Annotated in this window: 13 protein-coding genes; 7 read left to right on the top strand and 6 right to left on the bottom strand. The window is 62.1% G+C overall.

Going from position 1 to position 21,188, the window contains the following annotated elements:
* Positions 1-22: 22 nt before the first annotated feature.
* From HHL09_RS15520 to HHL09_RS15510, 3 genes are all read right to left on the bottom strand, one after another.
* Positions 23-1,063, bottom strand: a complete 1,041-nt coding sequence (locus tag HHL09_RS15520; protein WP_169455537.1) for a BON domain-containing protein — start codon at positions 1,061-1,063, stop codon at positions 23-25.
* A 192-nt stretch (positions 1,064-1,255) separates the two neighbouring features.
* Positions 1,256-2,056 carry a hypothetical protein gene (locus HHL09_RS15515; protein WP_169455536.1) on the bottom strand — a complete coding sequence of 267 codons (801 nt, stop codon included), beginning with the start codon at positions 2,054-2,056 and terminating at the stop codon, positions 1,256-1,258.
* Between the two features lie 45 nt (positions 2,057-2,101).
* A complete protein-coding gene (locus tag HHL09_RS15510; RefSeq protein WP_169455535.1) occupies positions 2,102-3,472 on the bottom strand; it encodes an LptF/LptG family permease in 1,371 nt (456 codons plus the stop codon).
* 79 nt (positions 3,473-3,551) lie between these two features.
* Between HHL09_RS15510 and HHL09_RS15505 the strand changes: the two genes are divergently transcribed.
* A complete protein-coding gene (locus tag HHL09_RS15505) occupies positions 3,552-5,549 on the top strand; it encodes an ATP-dependent DNA helicase (protein WP_169455534.1) in 1,998 nt (665 codons plus the stop codon).
* A 15-nt stretch (positions 5,550-5,564) separates the two neighbouring features.
* Here the strand turns inward: HHL09_RS15505 and HHL09_RS15500 are convergent, their stop codons facing one another.
* Together HHL09_RS15500 and HHL09_RS15495 are read right to left on the bottom strand one after the other, a co-directional pair.
* The gene (locus HHL09_RS15500) at positions 5,565-11,024 is read right to left on the bottom strand and encodes a DUF4011 domain-containing protein (RefSeq protein ID WP_169455533.1); all 5,460 of its coding nucleotides are present in this window, start codon (positions 11,022-11,024) and stop codon (positions 5,565-5,567) included.
* On the bottom strand, positions 11,021-12,220 hold the full coding sequence (locus tag HHL09_RS15495) for a M48 family metalloprotease (RefSeq protein ID WP_169455532.1): 1,200 nt from the start codon (positions 12,218-12,220) through the stop codon (positions 11,021-11,023). Before HHL09_RS15495 ends, HHL09_RS15500 begins: the two co-directional genes overlap by 4 nt.
* A gap of 134 nt (positions 12,221-12,354) precedes the next feature.
* Between HHL09_RS15495 and HHL09_RS15490 the strand changes: the two genes are divergently transcribed.
* The 6 genes from HHL09_RS15490 to HHL09_RS15465 all read left to right on the top strand — a co-directional run bounded on the left by HHL09_RS15490 (position 12,355) and on the right by HHL09_RS15465 (position 20,293).
* Positions 12,355-12,969, top strand: a complete 615-nt coding sequence (locus HHL09_RS15490) for a TetR/AcrR family transcriptional regulator (protein ID WP_169455531.1) — start codon at positions 12,355-12,357, stop codon at positions 12,967-12,969.
* A 66-nt stretch (positions 12,970-13,035) separates the two neighbouring features.
* A complete protein-coding gene (locus HHL09_RS15485) occupies positions 13,036-13,794 on the top strand; it encodes an SDR family NAD(P)-dependent oxidoreductase (RefSeq protein WP_169455530.1) in 759 nt (252 codons plus the stop codon).
* 52 nt (positions 13,795-13,846) lie between these two features.
* Complete coding sequence (locus HHL09_RS15480; RefSeq protein ID WP_169455529.1) at positions 13,847-15,067, top strand: efflux RND transporter periplasmic adaptor subunit; 1,221 nt, start codon at positions 13,847-13,849, stop codon at positions 15,065-15,067.
* 146 nt (positions 15,068-15,213) lie between these two features.
* A complete protein-coding gene (locus HHL09_RS15475) occupies positions 15,214-18,390 on the top strand; it encodes an efflux RND transporter permease subunit (RefSeq protein ID WP_169455528.1) in 3,177 nt (1,058 codons plus the stop codon).
* Between the two features lie 49 nt (positions 18,391-18,439).
* On the top strand, positions 18,440-19,819 hold the full coding sequence (locus HHL09_RS15470) for an efflux transporter outer membrane subunit (RefSeq protein WP_169455527.1): 1,380 nt from the start codon (positions 18,440-18,442) through the stop codon (positions 19,817-19,819).
* Between the two features lie 27 nt (positions 19,820-19,846).
* On the top strand, positions 19,847-20,293 hold the full coding sequence (locus tag HHL09_RS15465; protein WP_169455526.1) for a DUF5069 domain-containing protein: 447 nt from the start codon (positions 19,847-19,849) through the stop codon (positions 20,291-20,293).
* A 439-nt stretch (positions 20,294-20,732) separates the two neighbouring features.
* Here the strand turns inward: HHL09_RS15465 and HHL09_RS15460 are convergent, their stop codons facing one another.
* Positions 20,733-21,155 (bottom strand): organic hydroperoxide resistance protein, encoded by a 423-nt coding sequence (locus tag HHL09_RS15460; protein WP_169455525.1) that lies wholly within the window; start codon positions 21,153-21,155, stop codon positions 20,733-20,735.
* Positions 21,156-21,188: the final 33 nt, after the last annotated feature.

Below are 21,188 nucleotides of genomic sequence, written 5' to 3'. Positions count from 1 at the left end.
TCCGCGTCGAAACTCGATCGGTTTACTCGACCACCGTGGCCAGACGTTGGTCCTTCGAAATAGCAGCAGTGGGTTGGCTGACACCACCCGCGACGCGAACCTCATTCGCAACGATCATCACGCCCGGGATCCCGCGGGCCGTGGATTCAGCAGCAGCGCGCGCCTCATCATTCGGAGCGGTACCGGTAAGCGTGACTTGGTTACCTGCGGCGGAAGCCTGGATATCGGCACCCTTCAGGCGCGGATCCGCGGCGAAAGCATCCTCCAAGACCCGCAGGGTATCGGACGGCTTCGTGATCTTTCCATTCATGCCCTCCATCGCGAGATCGCGATTCACCATGATGTCGTCCGCCCAGACTTCCGTGACACCGGTGACATGGGAGCGGTGGACCAGCTGGTCTTTTTCTCCCGGGCTGCCCACCTCGCCGCCGAGGCTAACCACGCCATCCTTCACCTTCACGTCGATCGTGATGCCTTGGCACAGCGGATCGTCGTGAACCATGTGGAGGATCTGGGCCTTGATGGCGGAGTCGGTGCGGACCGTATCAAAGGTCACTTCCAAGCGATTGCTGATCTCCTTCAATCCGGGAATTTCCGTGGCGATCTCGCGAGCCAGCTCCTGCTCGTCCCAACTTCCCACCTGCCCGGCCAAGGTGGCCTTCCGGCCATCCACAATCACCCGGATGCGCGAGGCATCGATCGCTTCGCTCTTGGAAAGCCGCTGCTGAACCCGTTCGGCAAGAACGGCATCCTTGGCGACCGGATCGATGATCCGGAGGCGATTCACCACCGCGCGGATCTCGGCGGTGGCCATGGCGCGGGCCGCGGCACGCTCCGTCTGCTCTAGGGAAATAGCGGTCCCGTTAAGCGTGGCGATGCCGTTCTCAACGGCGACTTCCACCTTTGAACCGATCATGCGATTGTCGGCCTTCACATCCATTTCGATGAAATCGGCGGTATCGGAATCGCCCTGCGGGCCGAATTCCGGAGTGGCGCTGGCGAGGCCGACGGCGGCCGCCAGAATCATCCAGCGGGTGGCGCGGAAGAGAATCGGAGTCTTCATGGCTTTGCAAATTTCAGGAGCGAGGGGCGCTCCCTTCTTGCCCCTTCTCTCGCAAAGGCCATGCCACCCGAATACGGGTGCTAATCATCAAACAGTTAGTCCGCCGCACCCCATGCCAAAAGGGAAAATGCGCCCTCCAAGGGGGCGTCCCGCAGCCCTGTTAGGTGCAATATGCAGTGCGTTTTGCACCGCTCACTCCTCCTCGTTGGAAGCCACGTAATCGGACTCCACATCTGGAAGGATCTCCTCGGCAGCCGCGAGCTCTGCATCGACGCTTTCCCCGTCCACGATGAGCTCGTCCCCGGCGTCTTCCTGATCCGGCTCACCACGGGAGATTTCTTCGTCAGGCGGGGCTGGCTCCTCTTCATTACCCGCTCCTTGAGCCTCAACCTCAGTCTCGGACACCGCTTCCGCAGGCGCGGATGCTTCGACCTCCGCGGGAGTTTCCGCCGCGGCGATTTCTTCCGGATCGGGAATCCGGCCACCGGTCTCGAGCAGCATCACCACTTCCTCCTGCACCTTCTCCACCTGGCTGAGCGGAATATCGGGGTCACGCACGATGAAGAGGTCGCCCTGCTTCCGGTGTTCGTAGACGCGCAGGATGCCGGATGGCGTGCGCTGGGTGTCGGTTTCCCGGAGAACCTTTTGGCGCTCCAGCATGACCGCCAGGATGTAGCGGACATTCTCGGTATGATCTTCCTCCTCCTCCACCAGACGGCGGAGCAGCTCCTCCGGGCTCTCCTTCTTGAAGGCGTCCGGTTTCTCACCCACGACCGGCGCGTGATAGACCGTCTTCCAGAAGGAAAGCGGCTTCTCGTCCTCCGCCGTCCGCGCCTTCCAAGCATCCAAGCAATAATCTTTCCGTAGGTAGCCGGAGGATTCCGGGTCCGGAAACAGCGCGGTCATGATCTTCTCGCCGTCTTCGAAAGGGCGCTCGGTGGCAGCGCAGGATCGACCGCGGGAGCGGATATGCCAGGATTCTTGAAGGGCCATTGGGGAATCGGAACGCGGAAAGCGGAAACGGAAAGGGCGTCGGCTTCAAGCCTCGGCGGGAATGAACTTCCGGAGTGTCTGGTAAATCGGACGACCCGCCAAGCGCCGCTGGAAGAGGTAAACGGCCAAGCTCCCGAAAAGGAGGTTCGGCAGCCAGGCCGCCCAGCCGGGCCGGAGGTGCCCGGAATCTCCCAAGCTAAGGAAGATATTGGAAACGAAGAGCATCCCGGCGCAGAGGAAAACCGCCATGGCCACGCCGCCGCTGGTCCCCCGGCGCGAGAATACCACGCCGAGCGGCGTCGCCAGCAGCACCACAATCAGGCAATTGAAGGGCTGGGCCCAGCGATAGTGCCACTGGGTCAAGTGACCGCCGCGGTTCGCCCAGGCACCATCAGGATTCGACTCCAGCCAGTCATTCAAATCCGGGATACCCAGTTGCACGGCGGGTAGACCGGGACGGATGATCTGGGTCGGCACCTCGTTCCAGCCGGTGATCACCAGCGGATCCGGAATGCCTTGCTCGAATACCGGCCGGGATCCCTCGGATTTGATGACCTGTTTCCGGACCTCGTAGAATTTCCAATCGCGGAGCATCGGAGACCAGGACGCGCGCTTGGCGGTGAGGATGCTCTCCAAGGAGCCATCCGGACGCTCCTGGATCACCGTGACATCGGAAAGCGGGGCGCCCTTCTGGTAATCAGGCGGGAAAGCGCCCACCATCCAGAGGCGCCGTGCGGGGATATTCCGATAGCGGATATTCGGCTCTGCCACGCCATCTTGGCCCCGGGCCTTCCGCAGGATCGAATTCTCCTTCGCCACCGCGGCGGGTGCCCACTGGTAATTCAGGCCCGCGCAGAGCAGCCCGGCGAGGGCTCCGGCCACCAGGAAGGGAGCCGTGAGCCGGGCGAGGCCGCGACCGGTCTGGATCATCGCGACGATCTCGCGCGAGCGCGAAAGCTTGCCCAGACAGTAGAGAATCGAAAGCAGCAGCGAGTAGGGCAGCAACATTACTGCGATCTCCGGCAGCCGCGCCCCATAGAGCTGCACCGCGAACTGCGAAGGGCTGGGACTGTTTTTCAGATCGTCCAGATTGTCCCCGAGATCGGAAATCATCCAGATGACGAAAAGCCCCGCCACGCAGATCAGGAAAATCATCAGGAACTGCCGGCTCACATAGCGGGCCAGCGTGCCGCCCATGGCGTAGAAGAGCCCGCCCAGCGCGGGGAGAAAGCAAAGCGCCACCGCAATCACGGGCCGGAGCGAGTGGGCCTCTGCCTGAACGTCCGGGAAATTGCTCAATTGATCCCAGACTTGCTGTTGCTCGGCAGGGCCCACCTTCAGGGCTAGGAGCGCGCCGCCGAGGGCAAGCAGCATGGGAACGAGGATGCGCGGCATGGCAGGACTGGGCGGGAGCATGCGATGCATTGGCGGTTTGTAAAGATCGCCGGTTTGGTGCTTGGCAGGGGGGCCGCTCCCCGGTGCAAATGCCGTCCGCATGATTTCCGCCCTCGAGGGACAGCCGCTGCCCGACGCGTTCGTGGAGGAAATCGGTCTGGCTTTCTCGAACGGCGGCAGCCTCGCTCGCTCCCGGGACTTCGAGTTCCGGCCTGAGCAACAACAGCTCGCGGTCGCGGTCGCGGAGGCACTGGTGGAGAAACGCTGCCTCGTCGCGGAGGCAGGCACCGGGGTTGGCAAGTCCTTGGCCTACCTGCTACCCGCCTCCAAGTACTCCCTGCAAACGGGGCGAAAAGCGATCATCTCCACCCACACGATCAATCTGCAGGAGCAGCTGGTACGGAAGGACATTCCGATCGTCCGCAAGCTGCTCGGCGAGGAGCTGCCGGCGGTGCTTCTGAAGGGGCGGCAAAATTACCTCTGCCCGGCGCGCTTGAAGCGGGCCTTCGAGCAATCCGGCGACCTTTTCACTTCGACGGAGAACGACGAGCTGGAGCAGATCCGCCGCTGGGCGGAGGGCACGAAGGACGGGACCTTGAGCGATCTCGATTTCAGCCCCTCGATGAAGGTGTGGCTGCAGGTCTGCTCGGAGCCTCATGTCTGCACCGCCCGCTACTGCGGTCCGCGGGGAAATTGCTTCTTCCAAGAAGCCCGGAAGGCAGCGGCGGATGCGAACCTGATCGTGGTCAACCACACGCTCTTCTTCGCGCTGCTGAATACCGGCGATACTTTCGAGGAGGAGAAGCCCTCGGGTTTCCTGTTTCCGAACGATTTCGCGGTCCTCGACGAGGCGCACACGCTGGAGCAGGTGGCGGCGATCCAACTGGGCCTCCGTGTGAGCCAGGCGGGCATGCGCTTCGACCTCCAGCGGCTCTACAATCCGAGGACCAAGAAGGGCATCCTCCGCTCTTTCCGGAAGGCCTCGGTGATGAACGCGGTGGAGGAGGCGCTGAAATCAGCCGATGATTTTTTCGGCAATCTGGGCCACGCCGCGCATTTCGGCGAATACTCGAAGGAATGGCGGGTCCGCGAGCCGGAACTGGTGCCGAATTCCGCGGCTGAACCGCTGCGCCGTCTCTGGCAGGAGATCGATGCACTGGCGGCGGATGTGGAAAGCGAGACGACGCGCGCCGAGCTCCAAGATGCTTCTCGCAAGCTGCGCGAGACTCATGGGGCGATCGGCTGCTTCCTCGACCAGAGCGGTGACGACCATGTCCACTGGATCGAGCGCTCGGGCCGCGATGAGAGCCTGTTTTCCCTGCACGCCGCACCGATCCGGGTGGCGGACAAGCTGAAGCCGCTCCTTTTCGCGCCCGGAAAGTCCTGCGTGATGACCAGCGCGACGCTGGGCGTGGGCGATCCGGAGCTCGGCTGGTTCCGCGGCCGGGTGGGCGCGGACGATGTGCCGGCGCTGTGCATTGGCAGCCCCTTCGATTTCCAAAAGCAGATGAAGATCTGCATCTGGAAGAATATGCCGGAGCCGACGAGTCCCCAGTATGGGAAGGCTCTGGTGGAAGCGATCCGCACGGCAGTGGAATTCAGCGAGGGGAAGGCCTTCGTGCTCTTCACGAGCTATCGCACGATGCGTGATGCGGCGGACAAGCTGCGTAGCCATTTCGAGAAGAAGGGCTGGCGCCTGCTGGTGCAGGGCGACGGCATGCCGCGGCACCGGATGGTGGAGGAATTCCGCCGGGATGTGGACAGCATCCTCTTCGGCACGGATAGCTTCTGGACCGGGGTCGACGTGCCGGGTGAGACGCTCTCGAATGTGATCGTGACCCGGCTGCCTTTCGCGGTGCCGGATCATCCGCTCACCCAATCGCGCCTCGAAGCGCTGGAGGCGGAAGGCGGAAATCCCTTCATGGAATACTCGGTGCCGGAGGCGATCCTGAAGCTGCGCCAAGGGGTGGGCCGCCTGATCCGCACGGCGAAGGATCACGGTCTGGTGTGCATTCTCGACAACCGGATCCTGACGAAGCGCTACGGCAGGCTCTTCATCGATGCGCTGCCGGATGCGCCGCAGGAAATCGTGCAGTGATGGAGCGGGGCGGGCCTAGCTCACTTCGACGTAGCCCTTTCCTGTCTTCTCGGTGATGAGCTTGTTCATTTCACGCTGGGCTCGCGGTTCATCGGCGAAGGTCTTCGTTTGAACCTGTCCGGTAGTGCCGATACGGCCGAAGCGGACCACGAGCGAGGCGCCCTCTTGCGCGACGGCCCAGAATTTCCGGGAGTTGCCCTCGGTAAACTCGAAGCGGCGGCCTAGGGTGCTTGGGGCGGGAAGAGATGGAGGCCCGGGAGTCACGGGCGGCTCCAATGCGGGAGGCGCTACGGGTGAAGGCTGAGGTTCTTCTTCGATAATGGTTTCTTCCTCCTCCGCAATCTCGCGGCGGAGCAGACGTTCGATGCGGGTGAGCACGGCTTCGGGCTCGTGCCACCAATCCTTCGCGACCACCAAGACGACCTGCCAGCCGAAGGCGCGGAGGATGCCCGGACGAGTGTGGAAGTGCTCGAGGACATTCGTCGTGCGTGTTCCTTCGATGAGGATGGCGAGTTGATGGCGATCCGCGCCCGGTTCGCGGACGGCGACATCGCAGCGGAAGCGGCTCTGGCCGACATCGGTATCGGCAGACCAGCCGCGCCGCTTGAGGGCGCCGGCGATTTGTCCGGCGATGGCGCTGCCGGTGGCTGCGGAGGCGAGGGACTTGCGCTTGAGGGGATTGAGGCCATCCAGCACCTGGCGGGCAGCGGCGGGCTCGCCACGGGAAAGGCTCTCGGCGTAGTGGAGGAAGTTCCGCAGTGCTCGGGCGCCGTCGTTGTAGTCGTTGGTGATCTGCTGATGGCCGATGCTGCTCACCAGCACCATGTGGTGGCGGGCGCGGCTGAAGATCACATTGAGACGCTTCTCGCCGCCGCGCTGGTTGATGGGACCAAAGTTCATCCGCATCTTCCCATCGGTATCGGGCGCGTAGCAAACGGACATGAGGATGATATCGCGTTCGTCGCCTTGAACGTTCTCGAGGTTCTTCACGAAGAGCCCGCAGAATTGGTCGTCTTCTTCACGGACATACTCGGCTTCAAGAAGCGTGCCGAAAGCACTGTCCTCCTTGGCCAGGGATTCCAAGGAGGATTCGATTTCTCCCTGCTGGGCTTCGCTGAAGGCGGCGACACCGATGCTAAGCTTGTTTCCTGACACGAGGAGCTCGCGGACAAGCTGGGCGACCACGGCGGCTTCGGCGGGATTGCGGCGATCGATATACGGAGCCTTCGAGCAGCGGATGTAGCTGATCGGGCGCCCGAGGATCGCGGGAACGAGTTCGGCAGCTTCCATGGGGCTCTCCACGAGCAGTTCCGCCTTGTCATCAAGCGCCATCTGGCGGTCAGGGATGGTGTAGAGCTCGCCCCCATAGAAAGCCGCATTGCTGAAGCTGATGAGCGACTCATAGCGGCTGCGGTAGTGCCACGCGAGCAAGGTGCTGGGCAGATTCCGCGCGCATTGCGTGAGGAAGCTATCGGCATCCATGAGCACGCTGACGGACTCACCTTCCTCTTCGACGGTGATCTCGTCCTCGGCATCGCTGCCACTGCTGAAGAAGCTCGTCGGTGGAAGCTGCATTTCGTCACCCACGACAATGACCTGCGGCGCGCGGTAGGCGGCGGGCACCGCATCTTCCACCGGGATCTGGCTCGCTTCGTCGAAGATGACGACATCGAACAAATCAGGCTCCATCGGCAGCGCGTCCGAAACGGAGAGCGGGCTCATCAGCCAGATCGGCTTGAGGTCGCGGACCACCTCCCCGCTTTCGCCGGCGGCGAGATCGCGGATCGACTTGTAGCGCATCGTCTTGCCGAACTCGTGCTCCAGCTCGCGGCGACCGGCGCTGTAGGATTTCTTGAAGAGCTTCTGGTCCGCCGAAAGCACCGTAGCCGATTGGTTCGCAAGCTGGACGTGCTCGACAAAGCGGCGTCTCACTTGGCCGCGGATCCAAGCGGCATTGTGCTCCAGCCATTGGCGATGTGCGGCTGCCAGACGATCGAGCTTCTGCTGAAGCACGTGGCAATCGAAGCGCTGAAGCATGCGGTCCTCGCGATAGAGTGCCTCGAGGGTCTTGCGCGCACAGGCGGCCTCAAACTCTTCCGAGGTGAAGGGAAACTCCCGCACGGAACGGCGCAGGGATTCCGGAGCAGCAGCCAGATCGCGAAGGGCCGGAAGCAATTCGGGGAGACTATCCATTTCCTCCCGCATCTCACGCACCGCGGCCGCAAGGACGGAGAGGCTGCTTCCTTCCGCATGGTCGATGAGTTCCTTCAAGTCCCGCTCCAGCACTTGGAAGCTGGAATTGAGGGAGGCAAGCATCTTGACCAAGGCCGGGCCTTGATCCGAAGAGAGCAGCTGGCTCTTCAGAGCGATGACAGCGGGTGGCGCGGAGGGATCAGCGAGAAGCTTTAGATCGGCATGAAGGGCTGCCGGGTCAGCGCTCGCAAATTCCCGGGTGCATCGCCCCTCAAGCTCCGCAAGGCCGGACGCGGCGGCGTGCTCGGCAGAAAGATCGGAGAGAATCTGCTCCCAAGCCGGAGCGACGGCGTGCTTTGAGAAATCGTACCGGGCATTGAGAACCTTTCGCAATCTCCACCACGCAGGATTGAGAAACTTGAAGACGCCCTGAAGCTTCGGCGCGAGAGCCAGCGCATTGGCCGTGTCCTCCGGCGGAAGCTTGTCGGTCCAATTCGCCGTCTTGGTCCGCTTTGCTTCAAGATGCTGGCGCTTCGCCTGGTAATCCCCGACGAGCTTCACGAACTCTGCGTGGCGTTCGCTGCTGCTATCTAACAAGCCAAGCAATCCCCGCTCTGCCAGTGGCAGCAACCGGTTGGCGAACCCTAGCAGTTGCCCGATCTCGGCCAGCGTATCCCAGTGCTCCGCCGGCAGGCCGGTCTGCTGGAGCGCATCATCGAGATCATCGAGCTTCCGTTCCACCTCGTCGAAGCTGCCTGCGAGGCCTTCCAGAGGATGATCACGGGTAATGACCGGCTCGCCGAGCCAACGCATCGGATGAAGGGCAAACACCGAGGACGCCCCGAGATCACGCAGCACCTCTCCGAGGCGGATCACGCTCTCGCCGTGCTCCTGCCACTGCTTAAAATCGGGCAGCCGCTCTTCCGCGACGGCATCCAGAGGCGGACAGGCCTGTCCATCATGGATCCCGCGGATCTCGATCAAGCGCTGCAGCAACTCGTTCGCCGTGGCATTCGATCCCGCAGGCACCGAGTGAATCTGTGCGAGATATTTCTCCAGCGCCGCGAGCTCGGCATCCATCGCGCGCAGAGCCGCCGCACGCATGGCTTCGCCTTGGCCATTTTCATCTCCAGCCGCGAGCCATTGCTCGTAGGTCTGCTTGAGATTCAGGATGAACTCCTTCTTGTCCGTCTGCGAATCGTGGATCAGGCAGCAGAGCTCATCCAAGCCCTGCTGGCGCAGGCGGTGGAAAACGACATCGATCGCAGCGCGCTTCTCGCACACGAAAAGGACTCGCCGTCCACGCGCCACATAGTCCGCGATGAGATTCGTGATCGTTTGGGATTTACCGGTTCCCGGCGGCCCTTGGATGATCAGGCTGTCTCCACGGCGCGCCTTGGCGATCGCTCCGATCTGGGTGGCATCCGCCGCGATGATGAGATGCTGATCCGAGGGTGGAAGAGATGGTGCGGATTCCGGTTCGATGGCCTTGGGCTCGATCGAGAAAACCCGGTCGAAAGCGGCGTTCGGCGTGTCGTGTTCGATGAGGTTCGCGTAGTCGCGCACCAGGGTCATCTTGCGATAATTGAAGTTCGCGAGCGTCACCGCACAGAGATCGAACTCCCACGAATAGGGATTCCCTTCCGCCTCCTCCACCAGCGCGTACATCTGGCGGTCCGTCACCGTGGCCTCCGCCGGAGGCACCATGAAGGGCGTGCGGGGCCGTGGCGGAGCACCTGCCATCTCCCGCAGCGGCAAGGGCGCGGGCAGCACCAGACGCTGGAACATCTGCAATCCAAGCGGCCGGAAATCCGAGCGATCGTAACTATAGTCCAAGCTGCCGCTTCGATTCACGCGACGGGCCTGTCGCGCCATGCGGCGACGGTATTGATCGAGACTTTGCTTCGCTCGCTCGTGGATCAACTGGATCTTCGGCTTGTCCGAAAGCTCCAGAGTGACACCCGGTTCGGTGGCATGGATGAGCGCCTTCACCTTCTCATGGAAGGCAGCCAAGCTCGTCTCGCGCAGATCCACCATCACGGGTAGATCGAGGTCGTAGAGCTGCTTCAGATAATGGCGCAGCGCCGGGTTTACCTCCGCTTCCGTGCCCTGCGGCTCGAGCGTGTAATGATCCTTTACGCCCTTCTTCTTCACCAACTCCACGGGGAGGAGCAGGAGAGGCGAGTGGATGCGCTCGTTCGGGCTCTCCTTGAGATTGTTCCAACGCAGGAAGGCAATTACGAGACGAAGCTGCGAGAAGCCATATTCCGCACGACTGCGGCGCGCCTCGCTGATCAGCTTGTCGAGCTGTCCGGGCAAGTAAGGCGCTTCCTCAAGACGCAGCCATTTCTGCAAGGGGAGCGCTTTCCCGGAGCCCAGCTCCGCAGCCACGCCTTCATGCCAGAAGAGCAGTTGGTCCGGCTGGATATTGCGATAATCGAGCACCAGCGGCACGCTCGCATGGGTGAGATTGAGCGTGGTCTGGGAGCTCTTGAAATAAAGCAGGCGATTCCGGCGCGAAACCTCGAAGAGACGATCGCGGAGATGGGTCTGGATGATCTTCCGGCGGCCGCTCTTCGTCGCGGACTCGAGGCCGGGCAGGGCGAATACATCGGTATCCACCGGCTGGCCCCGGTAGTTCTCCAGTTGCCGGATCAACGAGCTCAGATCTTGAGCCCGCTTGCCGCGATGCAGCTCGGTCATCGAGACGATCAGCGCCGAAACCACCGGATGAAGGCGTGGAGCGAGAGCGAACAGGTTCTTGCGATGATTCGCGAACTTCTCCAACTCGTCGCGATCCGAGAAATCGAGCCCGCAGGCAAGGCTGGCCAGCAGCAAGCCCAGCGAGTGAATATCAGTCAGCTCGTCATGGTGACCGATGGCGTGCTCCCACGTGACGTATCCGGGAAGGTAAAGCGGCTTTGTGATCTCCTCGTCCCCCGAGCCGACATCAAGGTTGGACACCTTTGTGACCCACATGTCCTCCGACTCACGGCGCGTCCCGCCGATCACCTGAATCCCGTGACCAACCGGCGCGAGGAGCTGATAGACCTTCGCGGCATTCGAGGATGGCTCGATTCCGTCGGGGGATGAAAGCCCGAGGGCGCGTTCTTCATGGACGACCAGTGAAGACAGGCCGCGCAAAGGGGCAACCCTTCCTGCTTCATGGATCGCAGCGACTTCCCGCATCAGCGGCAAGACCGCGGCAAGGACATCATCGACTTCAAAGCCGCCCTGACCGGCACCATGCTCAAGAAAGCGGAGAAAAGGGCTATCGGTCATGACTTGGCTGCGGAGGCTGCGGTGAGAATTTCAGAGGCGGTTTCCTTGAGGCGTTTCAGATCCTTGGCTTTCACCTTCAGTTCCTTCGCTGCGATCTTCTCGAAGTGGCCCAGGCATTCCATTGCTCTCGCGCGCTCGACGGCCGCGGCGAGCGGCAGCTCGTCCAACTCCGGATCGACCGCACAGAAATCGAGCATCACCTGGCAGAGATACTCCCGACGCGCCTTCGAGAGCTCTAACAAATCGGCGGGCAGCGCCTCGTCCGTTTCTTCACCAAGCGAGAAGTCGGGAAAGAAGAGCTTCGCGTGAGCCAGCGCCGCCTCGCTCCGGAACCATGCCGGGCGAAGATGATCTCCAAGAAAACGCCGGGTGAGCATGGCGAGCTTCGCCTGCTGCATCAGATCCAGATCATCCAGGCCATCGCTTTCCTCAAGCATGCGGGCGACGGCGGTCTCCAGATCGGCTTCGTCCTCCACCCACAGTTTCAGCGCAAAGGCCCGCATGTAGGTTTCCGGATGAGTCAGCTGCTCGGTCTTCGGCTTTGACTTCGAAAAGATCTCCGCTGCTTGTCCCAAGTAGCTCTTGCCGCTGACCTGGGCGAGACCGGTACAGGTCTTCACCAGGCTCGCAACCGCAGTGTCGAGGCACCCTGCGGCCTGATAGCTTCCACGATCCGCGAAGAGCTCCGTCGCCAGGCTCCACAAGCGCGCGCTCTGGCCATGGCTGGACTTCGCCTCGGGATGAGCCGCGGACTGATGCAGGATCCGGTCCGCCAAATAATAGGCACCCTCCTCCATCTGCCAGAGAAGGTAGTGCGCAAGCTCATGGCCGATCACCGCCCGGAGCTCGATCGGCGAAAGCAGCGTGAGAATGGGGCCGGAGAAAATGAGGTGAGCCTCACCCGGCAGATAGCAAATGGCCGCATTCGGGCCGATCTGGCCCTGAGCCTGATAGGCGTGGACCTTGATCCCCTCCAGACCCAGCGCCGCCTGCGCCGCACCGATCTCCGCGAAGAGCTCCGGATGCCCTTCCGCGTCCATCCGGTAGGAATCGCGCAGCAGCGAGAGCCTGACCTCCTCGGCGTCCTGCGTGAGACGCTCGGCATCGGAATACCACGCCCAAACCTCGGGCTCGCGGGTCCGGATCCAGTCCACCAAGGCTCGGTGCTGGGGCAAAGGTTCGAGGGCTACAGGCATCGTGCCGCGGATTCAAAACGGCTGCTTGGCTCATCTCAATCTTTCAGTCCCGGATCCGTCGTTAGAGTCCCCGAGGGACAGATTTCGAAAATTTCCTCTTGTTGTTTACCAAATGGTCAACTATCTCTTCCGGCGTGGGACGCAAAAGCGACGCCAAGCAACGACTCCTCGAAGCTGCCCAGGATTTGATCTGGGAACACAGCTACGGGGTCGTGACGATTGACGCCATTTGCGAAAAAGCCGGGGTCAAGAAGGGTAGCTTCTACTACTTCTTCGAATCCAAGGCTGATCTCGCGGTCGCCGCCCTCGAAGAGGACTGGCAATCCGAGATGAAGCCGAAGTTCGACGCCATGTTCTCGGCCTCGAATCCCCCACTGGAGCGGATCCGCCTGATGATGCAGTCGTCCTACGATTGCCAGAAGGAGATGCTCGAGAAAGACGGCCAGATTCTCGGATGCCCTTGCTTTTCACTGGGTTCCGAGGTTTGCACACAAAACGAGCCGATCCGGGCGAAAGTCCAGGAGACGCTCTGTCGCCTCGTCCGCTACCTCGAATCCGCAATCCGCGACGCCCAAGCAGAAGGCTCGGTAGGTCCCGGTGATGCCCTGATCAAGGCAAAGGCGGTTTACACCCTCTACGAGGGTAGCCTCACCGAAGCCCGCATCCAGAACAGCCTCGAGCCCCTGCGGATCCTCCCGGAAATCGTCATGGATTTCCTCGGAGCAGCCGCTGCCGCCAAGGCTCCGTGACGGCTCCTCCCTTTTTTTGGCCACTTTCTTTACTAGTCAGTCAACTATAAACGCCCGTTTGAATCCATGAGTGCAAAGAAGAAACTCGAAGGAAAAGTCGCTGTCGTTACCGGAGCCTCGAAGGGCATCGGCGCGGCCATCGCAAAGGATCTCGCCGCGGAAGGTGCCGCAGTGGTCGTGAACTACGCTTCCAGCCGTGAAGGCGCGGACCGCGTGGTCGCCGAAGTGAAGGGCGCCGGTGGCAAGGCGATCGCCGTTCACGCGGACCTCTCCAAGCCGGACGACGTGGCCCGCCTTTTCAGCGAGACCAAGAAGGAATTCGGACGCCTCGATGTCCTGGTGAACAACGCCGGCGTCTATGGCTTCGCGCCGATCGAGGAAATCACCCCCGAGCACTTCAACTGGCACTTCAACCTGAACGTCCTCGGCCTCCTCCTCGCGACGAAGGAGGCGGCGGCACTCTTTCCTGCTGAAGGCGGCAGCGTGATCAACATCAGCTCCGTGGTGGCCAACAAGGGATTCCCCGGCGCCTCCGTTTACAGCGCGACCAAAGGTGCAGTCGACGCACTGACCCGCTCGCTGGCCGCCGAGCTCGGAGCCCGCAAGATCCGCGTGAATGCCATCAACCCCGGCATGACCATCACCGAAGGCGTCCAAAGCGCTGGCTTCGCCGAAGGTGAGATGAGAGCCCACATCGAATCCCAGACTCCGCTCGGCCGACTTGGACAACCCGAAGATATTTCAGGAGCCGCTGTCTTCCTCGCCTCCTCCGATTCGTCATGGATCACAGGAGAGACGTTCACCATCTCCGGAGGCCTCCGATGAATACTGCGTATTTTTTCGGGCCTAAATCTTTACTATTCAGTCAACTACCTCCATGAACACTCCAGAAGAAGAAACGGAAGAACGCTTGCCCGAGGATCAGGATATCCCGGCTTCCCGCTTCCACACCCGGCTGATCATGATGCTTTTCGGCATCGGTGCCTTGGCCGTGGGTTTCCACTACGTGCCGCAGGCTTTCGCCGCTGAAAGCAAGCCGGCCGCAGAAGTCTCCGCTCCCCTGCCCCAAGTCACCGTGGCTCCGGTGGAGCAGCAGACGGTCACCGATCATCGTGAACTCCTCGGTCGGGTAGACGCCCGCGAGACGGTCGAGATCCGGCCGAGGGTTTCCGGGCACATCGATGAAGTGCTGATGAAGGCCGGACAGATCGTCGAAAAAGGCCAGATCCTCTTCCGCATCGACCCGCGCTGGTACAAGGCGCAGGCCGATCTGGCAGAGGCCGCGGTCGAGCGGGCAAAGGTCCGCGTCGGCATCGCCGAAAGCGAAGCCAAGCGCACCGCCGGCCTGGTCTCTGCACGCGCCGTCTCCGTCGAGGAATCGGAAACGCGGAACTCCCGCCTCGCCGAAGCCCGCACCGAACTGCAATCCGCGGAAGCAGCACTGGCCACCGCCAAGCTCGACCTCGAATACACCGTGGTACGCGCCCCGATCCGCGGCAAGGTGAGCCGCGAACTGGTGACCGCAGGCAATCTCGTCTCCGGCAATCCGGGCGGCGCGAGCTTGCTGACCACCATCGTCTCAACCGGCGACGTGTATGTGTATGCCGACGTGGATGAGACGACCTCGCTGACCTTTGACCGCCTGCGCCGCGAAGGAAACATCGCGTCGCAAGACGGAAAGGTGATCGTGGAAATGCAGGTCGGCGATGAGAAGGGCTTCCCGCACCAAGGCTATATCGAGTCCGCCGACAACCGCGTCGACGCCGCCACCGGCACATTGGTTTACCGCATGGTCTTCCCGAATGCCGATGAGTCGCTGGTTCCCGGCCTCTTCGCCCGCGTGAGGCTGCCCGTTAGCTCGCCCGCGCCCGCCTTGATGGTGAGCGAACGCGCGATCGGCACGAACCAGAGCCAGAAGTTCGTGCTGACCGTCGCCGCGGACAACACCGTGGCCTACCGCACCGTGAAGCTCGGCCCCGTGCTGAATGGCAAGCGGGTGATCCGCGAGGGAATCCAGAATGGCGACCGCGTGATCGTCAACGGCCTCCAGCGCGTGACCGCCGGCATGATCGTGGATCCGGCCGTGGCCGTGAACTGAGCCGCAGGCCCTAACAAAATCGTACAACAAGCCGCCCCGGAAGGAGCTGCGAGGCAAGTGTCCTCGCGGTCCCGGGGCGGACCGGGCCCGTCGTGCCCGTTCGCAGAGGTGAGCCCTCTTTTGAATTCCCAGTCCTCCTGACTCCGATGAACTTTTCCGACTTCTTCATCAAACGTCCCATCTTCGCGGGCGTGCTATCGATCGTGATCTTCCTGGTCGGTGCGATCGCCCTCTGGAAGCTGCCCGTCAGCGAATACCCCGAGGTGATCCCGCCCACCGTGGTGGTCCGCGCGAGCTATCCGGGTGCAAACCCGAAAACCATCGCCGAGACGGTGTCCACACCGCTCGAGCAAGCCATCAACGGCGTCGAGAACTCCATCTACATGTTCTCCCAGGCGACGAGCGATGGCGTGATGACCCTGACCGTCACCTTCAAGCTCGGCACCGATCCGGACATGGCGCAGGTGCAGGTGCAGAACCGCGTGGCGCAGGCCCTGCCAAAGCTCCCCGAGGAAGTCCGCCGCATCGGAGTGACCACGGTAAAGAGCTCGCCGGACCTCACGATGGTGGTGCACTTGCTCTCACCTGATGGCCGCTATGACGATATCTTCGTCCGCAACTACGCGACACTGCAGGTCCGCGACGTGCTGACCCGTTTGCCCGGTGTCGGCCAAGTGCAGCTCTTCGGTTCCGGTGACTACGCGATGCGCGTGTGGCTGGATCCGAACAAGGTGGCCGCGCGTGGCATGACCGCAGGGGATGTGGTCAATGCGATCCGCGAGCAGAACGTGCAGGTGGCTGCCGGCGCGATCGGCCAGCAACCGAATCCCGGAAGCTCCGACACGGAGCTGCTGATCAATACCAAGGGCCGTCTGGTGACGGAGGAGGAGTTCGGCGAGATCGTGCTGAAGATTGGCGATCGCGGGGAGCGTGTGCTCTTGCGCGATGTCGCCCGCATTGAACTCGGCGCTTCGGAGTATGCGCTGCGCTCGCTGCTGAGCAACAAGACCGCGGTGGCTATCCCGATCTTCCAGTTGCCCGGCTCGAACTCGATCGCGCTGTCGAACTCGGTGCGCGAGACGATGAAGAAGCTCTCCGCGGATTTCCCGGAAGGCTTGGAATACCAGATCGCCTACGACCCGACCGTGTTCGTCCGGCACTCGATCAAGGCGGTGGTGCACACGCTCCTGGAGGCCATCGTGCTGGTGGTGCTGGTCGTGATCCTGTTCCTCCAGACATGGCGGGCCTCGATCATTCCCTTGGCCGCGGTGCCGGTCTCACTGGTGGGCACCTTCGCGGTCATGCACATGCTTGGCTTCTCGATCAATGCGCTCTCGCTCTTCGGCCTGGTGCTGGCGATCGGCATCGTGGTGGACGACGCCATCGTGGTGGTGGAGAACGTGGAGCGGAATATCGCGCTCGGTTTCTCACCCTTCGAGGCGACGAAACGCGCGATGCGGGAAGTGACAGGCCCTATCGTGGCGACGGCGCTGGTACTGTCCGCGGTGTTCATCCCGACCGCTTTCATCACGGGTCTCAGCGGCCAGTTCTACAAGCAGTTCGCGATCACGATTGCGATCTCGACGATCATCTCCGCCTTTAATTCGCTGACCCTCTCGCCCGCCCTGAGCGCCCTGCTCTTGAAGGATCACCATGCGCCGAAAGACCGCCTCTCGCGGATCATGGACAAGTCGCTGGGCTGGTTCTTCCGCCCCTTCAACCGCTTCTTCGAATGGTCTTCGAACAAGTATTCAAATGGCGTGAGCCGCTTGGTTCGCCGTGGAGCGATCGCGCTGCTGGTTTATGTCGGCCTGCTCTTCGTCACCTATGACATCTTCAAGAAGGTGCCTTCGGGGTTCGTGCCTGCGCAGGACAAGCAATACCTGGTAGCCTTCGCCCAGCTTCCGGAAGGAGCTTCGCTGGAACGCACCGATGAAGTGATCCGCAAGATGGGTGACATCATGCTGAAGCATCCGGGCGTGTCCGATTCCATCGCCTTCCCCGGCCTCTCGATCAACGGCTTCACCAATAGCCCGAACGCCGGCATTGCCTTCGTGAACCTGAAGCCTTTCGAGGAGCGCAAGGGCCCCGGCCTCTCCGGCAAGGAGATCGCGGACCAGCTTCAGAAGGAATTCAGCTCGATCCAAGGCGCCTTCGTGGCCGTCTTCCCGCCGCCGCCGGTGAACGGCCTCGGCACCACGGGCGGCTTCAAGCTCTATGTGGAAGACCGCGCGGGCATGGGCTACGACGAGCTCTACAACGCGACCCAAGCTCTGGTCGGCAAGGCGAACTCCACGCCAGGACTCGCAGGGGCCTTCTCGGGATTCACGGTGAACGTGCCGCAACTGGAAGCCGACGTGGATCGCGCGAAGGCAAAGCAACAGGGCATCCCTTTGAACAACATCTTCGAGGCGATGCAGGTAAACCTGGGTTCGCTCTACGTGAACGACTTCAACCGCTTCGGCCGCACCTACCAGGTGGTCGCACAAGCGGACGCGGAATTCCGCAGCAATGCGGAAGACATCGCCAAGCTGAAGACCCGCAACGGCAATGGCCAGATGGTCCCGCTGGGCTCCGTGCTGACCGTGAAGGAGACCTACGGCCCGGAACGCGCGATGCGCTACAACGGCTATCCGGCCGCGGAAATCAACGGTGGCCCGGCTCTCGGCTACAGCTCCGGCCAAGCCGAGGCGCTGATGGAAAAGGTGGCGAAGGAAACCCTGCCCAAGGGCATGGCACTCGACTGGACGGACCTGACCTACCAGAAGATCCTGGCGGGTAACACCGGGATGCTCGTCTTCCCGATCAGTATCCTGCTGGTCTTCCTGGTACTAGCCGCGCAGTACGAAAGCTTCCGCCTCCCCTTCGCGGTGCTCCTGATCGTGCCGATGGCCCTGCTCTCCGCCATGGCCGGTGTGTGGGCAACCGATGGTGACAACAACATCTTCACCCAGATCGGCCTGATCGTGCTGATCGGCCTGGCAGCGAAAAACGCGATCCTGATCGTGGAGTTCGCGGTGAAGCTGCGGGAAGAAGGCAAGGGCATCGTGGAGTCCGCCGTCGAAGCGGCCCGCCTCCGCCTGCGCCCGATCCTGATGACTTCCATCGCCTTCATCGCAGGTGTCTATCCTCTGGTGGCAGCCACCGGTGCCGGTGCCGAAATGCGCCAAGCCATGGGTGTTGCGGTCTTCGCCGGGATGATCGGGGTCACGGTCTTCGGCCTCTTCCTGACGCCGATCTTCTACGTGATCCTGGAGCGGATCGGCTCGAAGAAGCCGAAGCCGGGAGCGGTCGAAGCGCCCGCCGTCATCGAAGCTCACTGATAAACCAAACCACGGGCCGGCAAGGCGCCGGCCCCATTTCAAAGTCCCCATGAAAACGTCACGTCTTTTGCTGCTTTCCGCAGCCCTCTTTACCTCCTGCAACCTTGAGCCTTCGCTGGAGAAGCCCGGCGTCGAAGTCGTCCCGGTGAGCTTTTCCGGAAATGGCAGCGGCTCGGCCTCCGCCACGCTGGACTGGAAGTCCTTCTTCACCGATCCACGCCTGAAGAAGCTCGTAAGCACTGCCCTCGAGAACAACCGCGACCTGCGGGTGGCTGCCCTGAATGTGGAACAGTCACGTGCCCAGTACGGCATCTCCCGTAGCGCGTTGTTCCCTCAAATCGATTTGTCTGCTACCGGCTCACGACAGCGGACACCGGGCTCGACCGTCACCGGGGGGACGGCGGTCGAGTCCCGGAACTACGATGTCTCGGTAGGCATCGTGTCCTACGAGCTCGACCTCTTCGGGCGCGTGCGCAGTCTGAACCACGCCGCGCTGCAGGGATTCTTCGCGAGCGATGCGGCCCGCGTGGGCGTGCAGATCTCGCTGGTGGCGGAAATCGCCAGCCAATACTTCACGGAGCGCGCGCTGCTGGAGCAGATCGAGCTCTCCGAAAGCACCTTGCATGCGGTGAGCCAGACCTATGACCTCACCAAGAGACGCCTCGATGCCGGTGATGTCTCGGAGCTCGATTCGCGATCCGTGGAGATCCAAGTGCAGACGGCGAAGGCGAACCTCGCAACTTATCGCCAGCTGCTTTCCCGGACACAGAACGCGCTGGTCTTCCTGACCGGCAGTTCCCTGCCGGTCAGCCTCCCGGGCGGTCGCAGTCTGGAGCAGGGATTGGTAGCGGACATCAAGGCAGGCGTGCCGTCCGATCTGCTCACCCGCCGTCCCGATATCCTCGAAGCGGAACACAACCTGCGCGCCGCAAATGCGAACATCGGCGCGGCACGTGCAGCTTTCTTCCCGCGCATCACCCTCACCGGCAGTGCGGGCACAGCCAGCCGCAGCCTCGGCGATCTCTTCCAGAGCGGCAGCAGTGCCTGGGCATTCGCACCGCAGGTCAGCGTGCCGATCTTCGATGGCGGCTATAACAAGGCGAACCTGGAAGTGGCGGAGGTGCGCAAGCAGATCGGCATCGCCCAATACGAGAAGTCGATCCAGAACGCCTTCCGCGAAGTGTCCGATGGCCTCGCGGCCCGTTCCGGCCTGAACGAGCGCATCAAGGCTTACGAGGGCCTGGTGGAAGCACAGCAGCGTCGCTTCGACCTCGCCGATACCCGCTACAAGCAAGGCGTGGACAGCTACTTCGAAGTGCTGGACGCCCATCAGGACCTCTATGCGGCGCGCCAGATCCTCATCGATCTCCGCCTCGCGCGCCTGACCAATGCCGTCGGCCTCTACAAGGCACTCGGTGGCGGCTGGTGATCATCCCCCGCTTTTATCACAAACAACATGAGCACCATCGACCTCACCCAACGTCCGCCCCGCAGTGTCCGCACCCGTCTGGGCCGCTACCTGATCCTCCCGCGCATGCTGGACAAGTGTCGCGCGACCATCGCCGGCAAAAACGGCGAGTATCACTACAACTGTCCGCTCGATCAGTATTTCCTCAACTTCGTCGGCATCGATGCCGAGGAGCTGAAGAACGAGGTCTCCACCGGCAAGGGCGATGGCGAGATCCTGGAGTGGATCGAAGCCAACGCGAAGAAGCCCCGCGAACAATGGGAGATCGCCCAATGGAGCACCTTCCACGAAACGCGCGGCATCGATAGCGATGCGGAAACCTTCGGCTGGTATGCCGAGGCCATCGGCAAGCTGACCACCACCCGCGAGGATATCCGCGGCCTGGCGGATTTCCTCGACCTTGATGACTACGTGAGCTTCGGCGGCAAAGCCTGAGCCCCACTACCCTGACCTCCCGCTTCAATGATTCACATCCTTCTATCGACCTTCCTGAGCCGCTACCTGCGGCGGAAGAGACCTGCGCTCCTGTAAACAGCGCGATTGCATGGACCGCCGTTCCGCATTCCGGGACGGCGGTTCATTTTTTACCCCGGTTGGCAGTAGAAAGCCGTATCCCGCATGCTCGAAGCTTTCCTTCAGCATGATTTCTACAAACCGTTCCGCTCTGCCCGGCCCCCCTCGCTCCAACGTCCAATGTTGGGAGTCCGATGGGAGATATTCGGCTTCCCTCCCACCTGTTATTTTCCCTGTTTTAACAGGCATAACAGGCGGATTTCTTCAGAGCTTTCCATCGTCAGTGACGGCGAAATCGAGCTTCCACAAACGGAAAACGCCCGGCAGCGGTGGCTACCGGGCGCTTCTCAAAACGAGCAAATCAGGCGACGGTCAGCGTCACCGGGATGTTGCCGCGCGTCGCATCGGAGTACGGGCAAACGATGTGCGCTTGATCGACAAGGTCCTTCACTTGATCGCGGTCCAAGCCGGGAACATTGATGATCAACTCGGCTTCGATGCCGAAACCCTTCTCATCATCGCGCGGCCCGATGCCAACCTTGGCAGTCACGGTGGCCTCGGCAGGAATATGAATCTTCGCCTTGCCAGCGACGAACTTGAGCGCACCGAGGAAGCAGGCGGAGTAGCCTGCGGCGAAGAGCTGCTCGGGATTGGTGCCCGGACCACCGGCGCCACCGAGTTCCTTCGGCGTGGAGAGGGTCACGGCGAGCACGCCATCCGCGGTCTTGGAGCTGCCTTCGCGTCCACCGGTGGAGGTGGCTTCAGTTGTATAGAGCACTTTCATGGTGAGTGTGGAGATAACACCGGAGGATGTAGC

This window comes from Luteolibacter luteus (genome assembly GCF_012913485.1).
Taxonomy (GTDB): Bacteria; Verrucomicrobiota; Verrucomicrobiia; order Verrucomicrobiales; family Akkermansiaceae; genus Haloferula; species Haloferula lutea.
Note: the sequence above shows the minus strand (reverse complement) of the source record. Positions and strands in the feature narration are given on the sequence as shown.

Excerpts from the sequence above, each read along its gene's own strand:
- HHL09_RS15460 (WP_169455525.1), bottom strand. The coding sequence starts at position 21,155 with ATGAAAGTGCTCTATACAACTGAAGCCACCTCCACCGGTGGACGCGAA.
- HHL09_RS15465 (WP_169455526.1), top strand. The coding sequence starts at position 19,847 with ATGAGCACCATCGACCTCACCCAACGTCCGCCCCGCAGTGTCCGCACC.
- HHL09_RS15485 (WP_169455530.1), top strand. The coding sequence starts at position 13,036 with ATGAGTGCAAAGAAGAAACTCGAAGGAAAAGTCGCTGTCGTTACCGGA.
- HHL09_RS15470 (WP_169455527.1), top strand. The coding sequence starts at position 18,440 with ATGAAAACGTCACGTCTTTTGCTGCTTTCCGCAGCCCTCTTTACCTCC.
- HHL09_RS15510 (WP_169455535.1), bottom strand. The coding sequence starts at position 3,472 with ATGCTCCCGCCCAGTCCTGCCATGCCGCGCATCCTCGTTCCCATGCTG.
- HHL09_RS15480 (WP_169455529.1), top strand. The coding sequence starts at position 13,847 with ATGAACACTCCAGAAGAAGAAACGGAAGAACGCTTGCCCGAGGATCAG.
- HHL09_RS15500 (WP_169455533.1), bottom strand. The coding sequence starts at position 11,024 with ATGACCGATAGCCCTTTTCTCCGCTTTCTTGAGCATGGTGCCGGTCAG.
- HHL09_RS15520 (WP_169455537.1), bottom strand. The coding sequence starts at position 1,063 with ATGAAGACTCCGATTCTCTTCCGCGCCACCCGCTGGATGATTCTGGCG.
- HHL09_RS15475 (WP_169455528.1), top strand. The coding sequence starts at position 15,214 with ATGAACTTTTCCGACTTCTTCATCAAACGTCCCATCTTCGCGGGCGTG.
- HHL09_RS15495 (WP_169455532.1), bottom strand. The coding sequence starts at position 12,220 with ATGCCTGTAGCCCTCGAACCTTTGCCCCAGCACCGAGCCTTGGTGGAC.
- HHL09_RS15515 (WP_169455536.1), bottom strand. The coding sequence starts at position 2,056 with ATGGCCCTTCAAGAATCCTGGCATATCCGCTCCCGCGGTCGATCCTGC.
- HHL09_RS15505 (WP_169455534.1), top strand. The coding sequence starts at position 3,552 with ATGATTTCCGCCCTCGAGGGACAGCCGCTGCCCGACGCGTTCGTGGAG.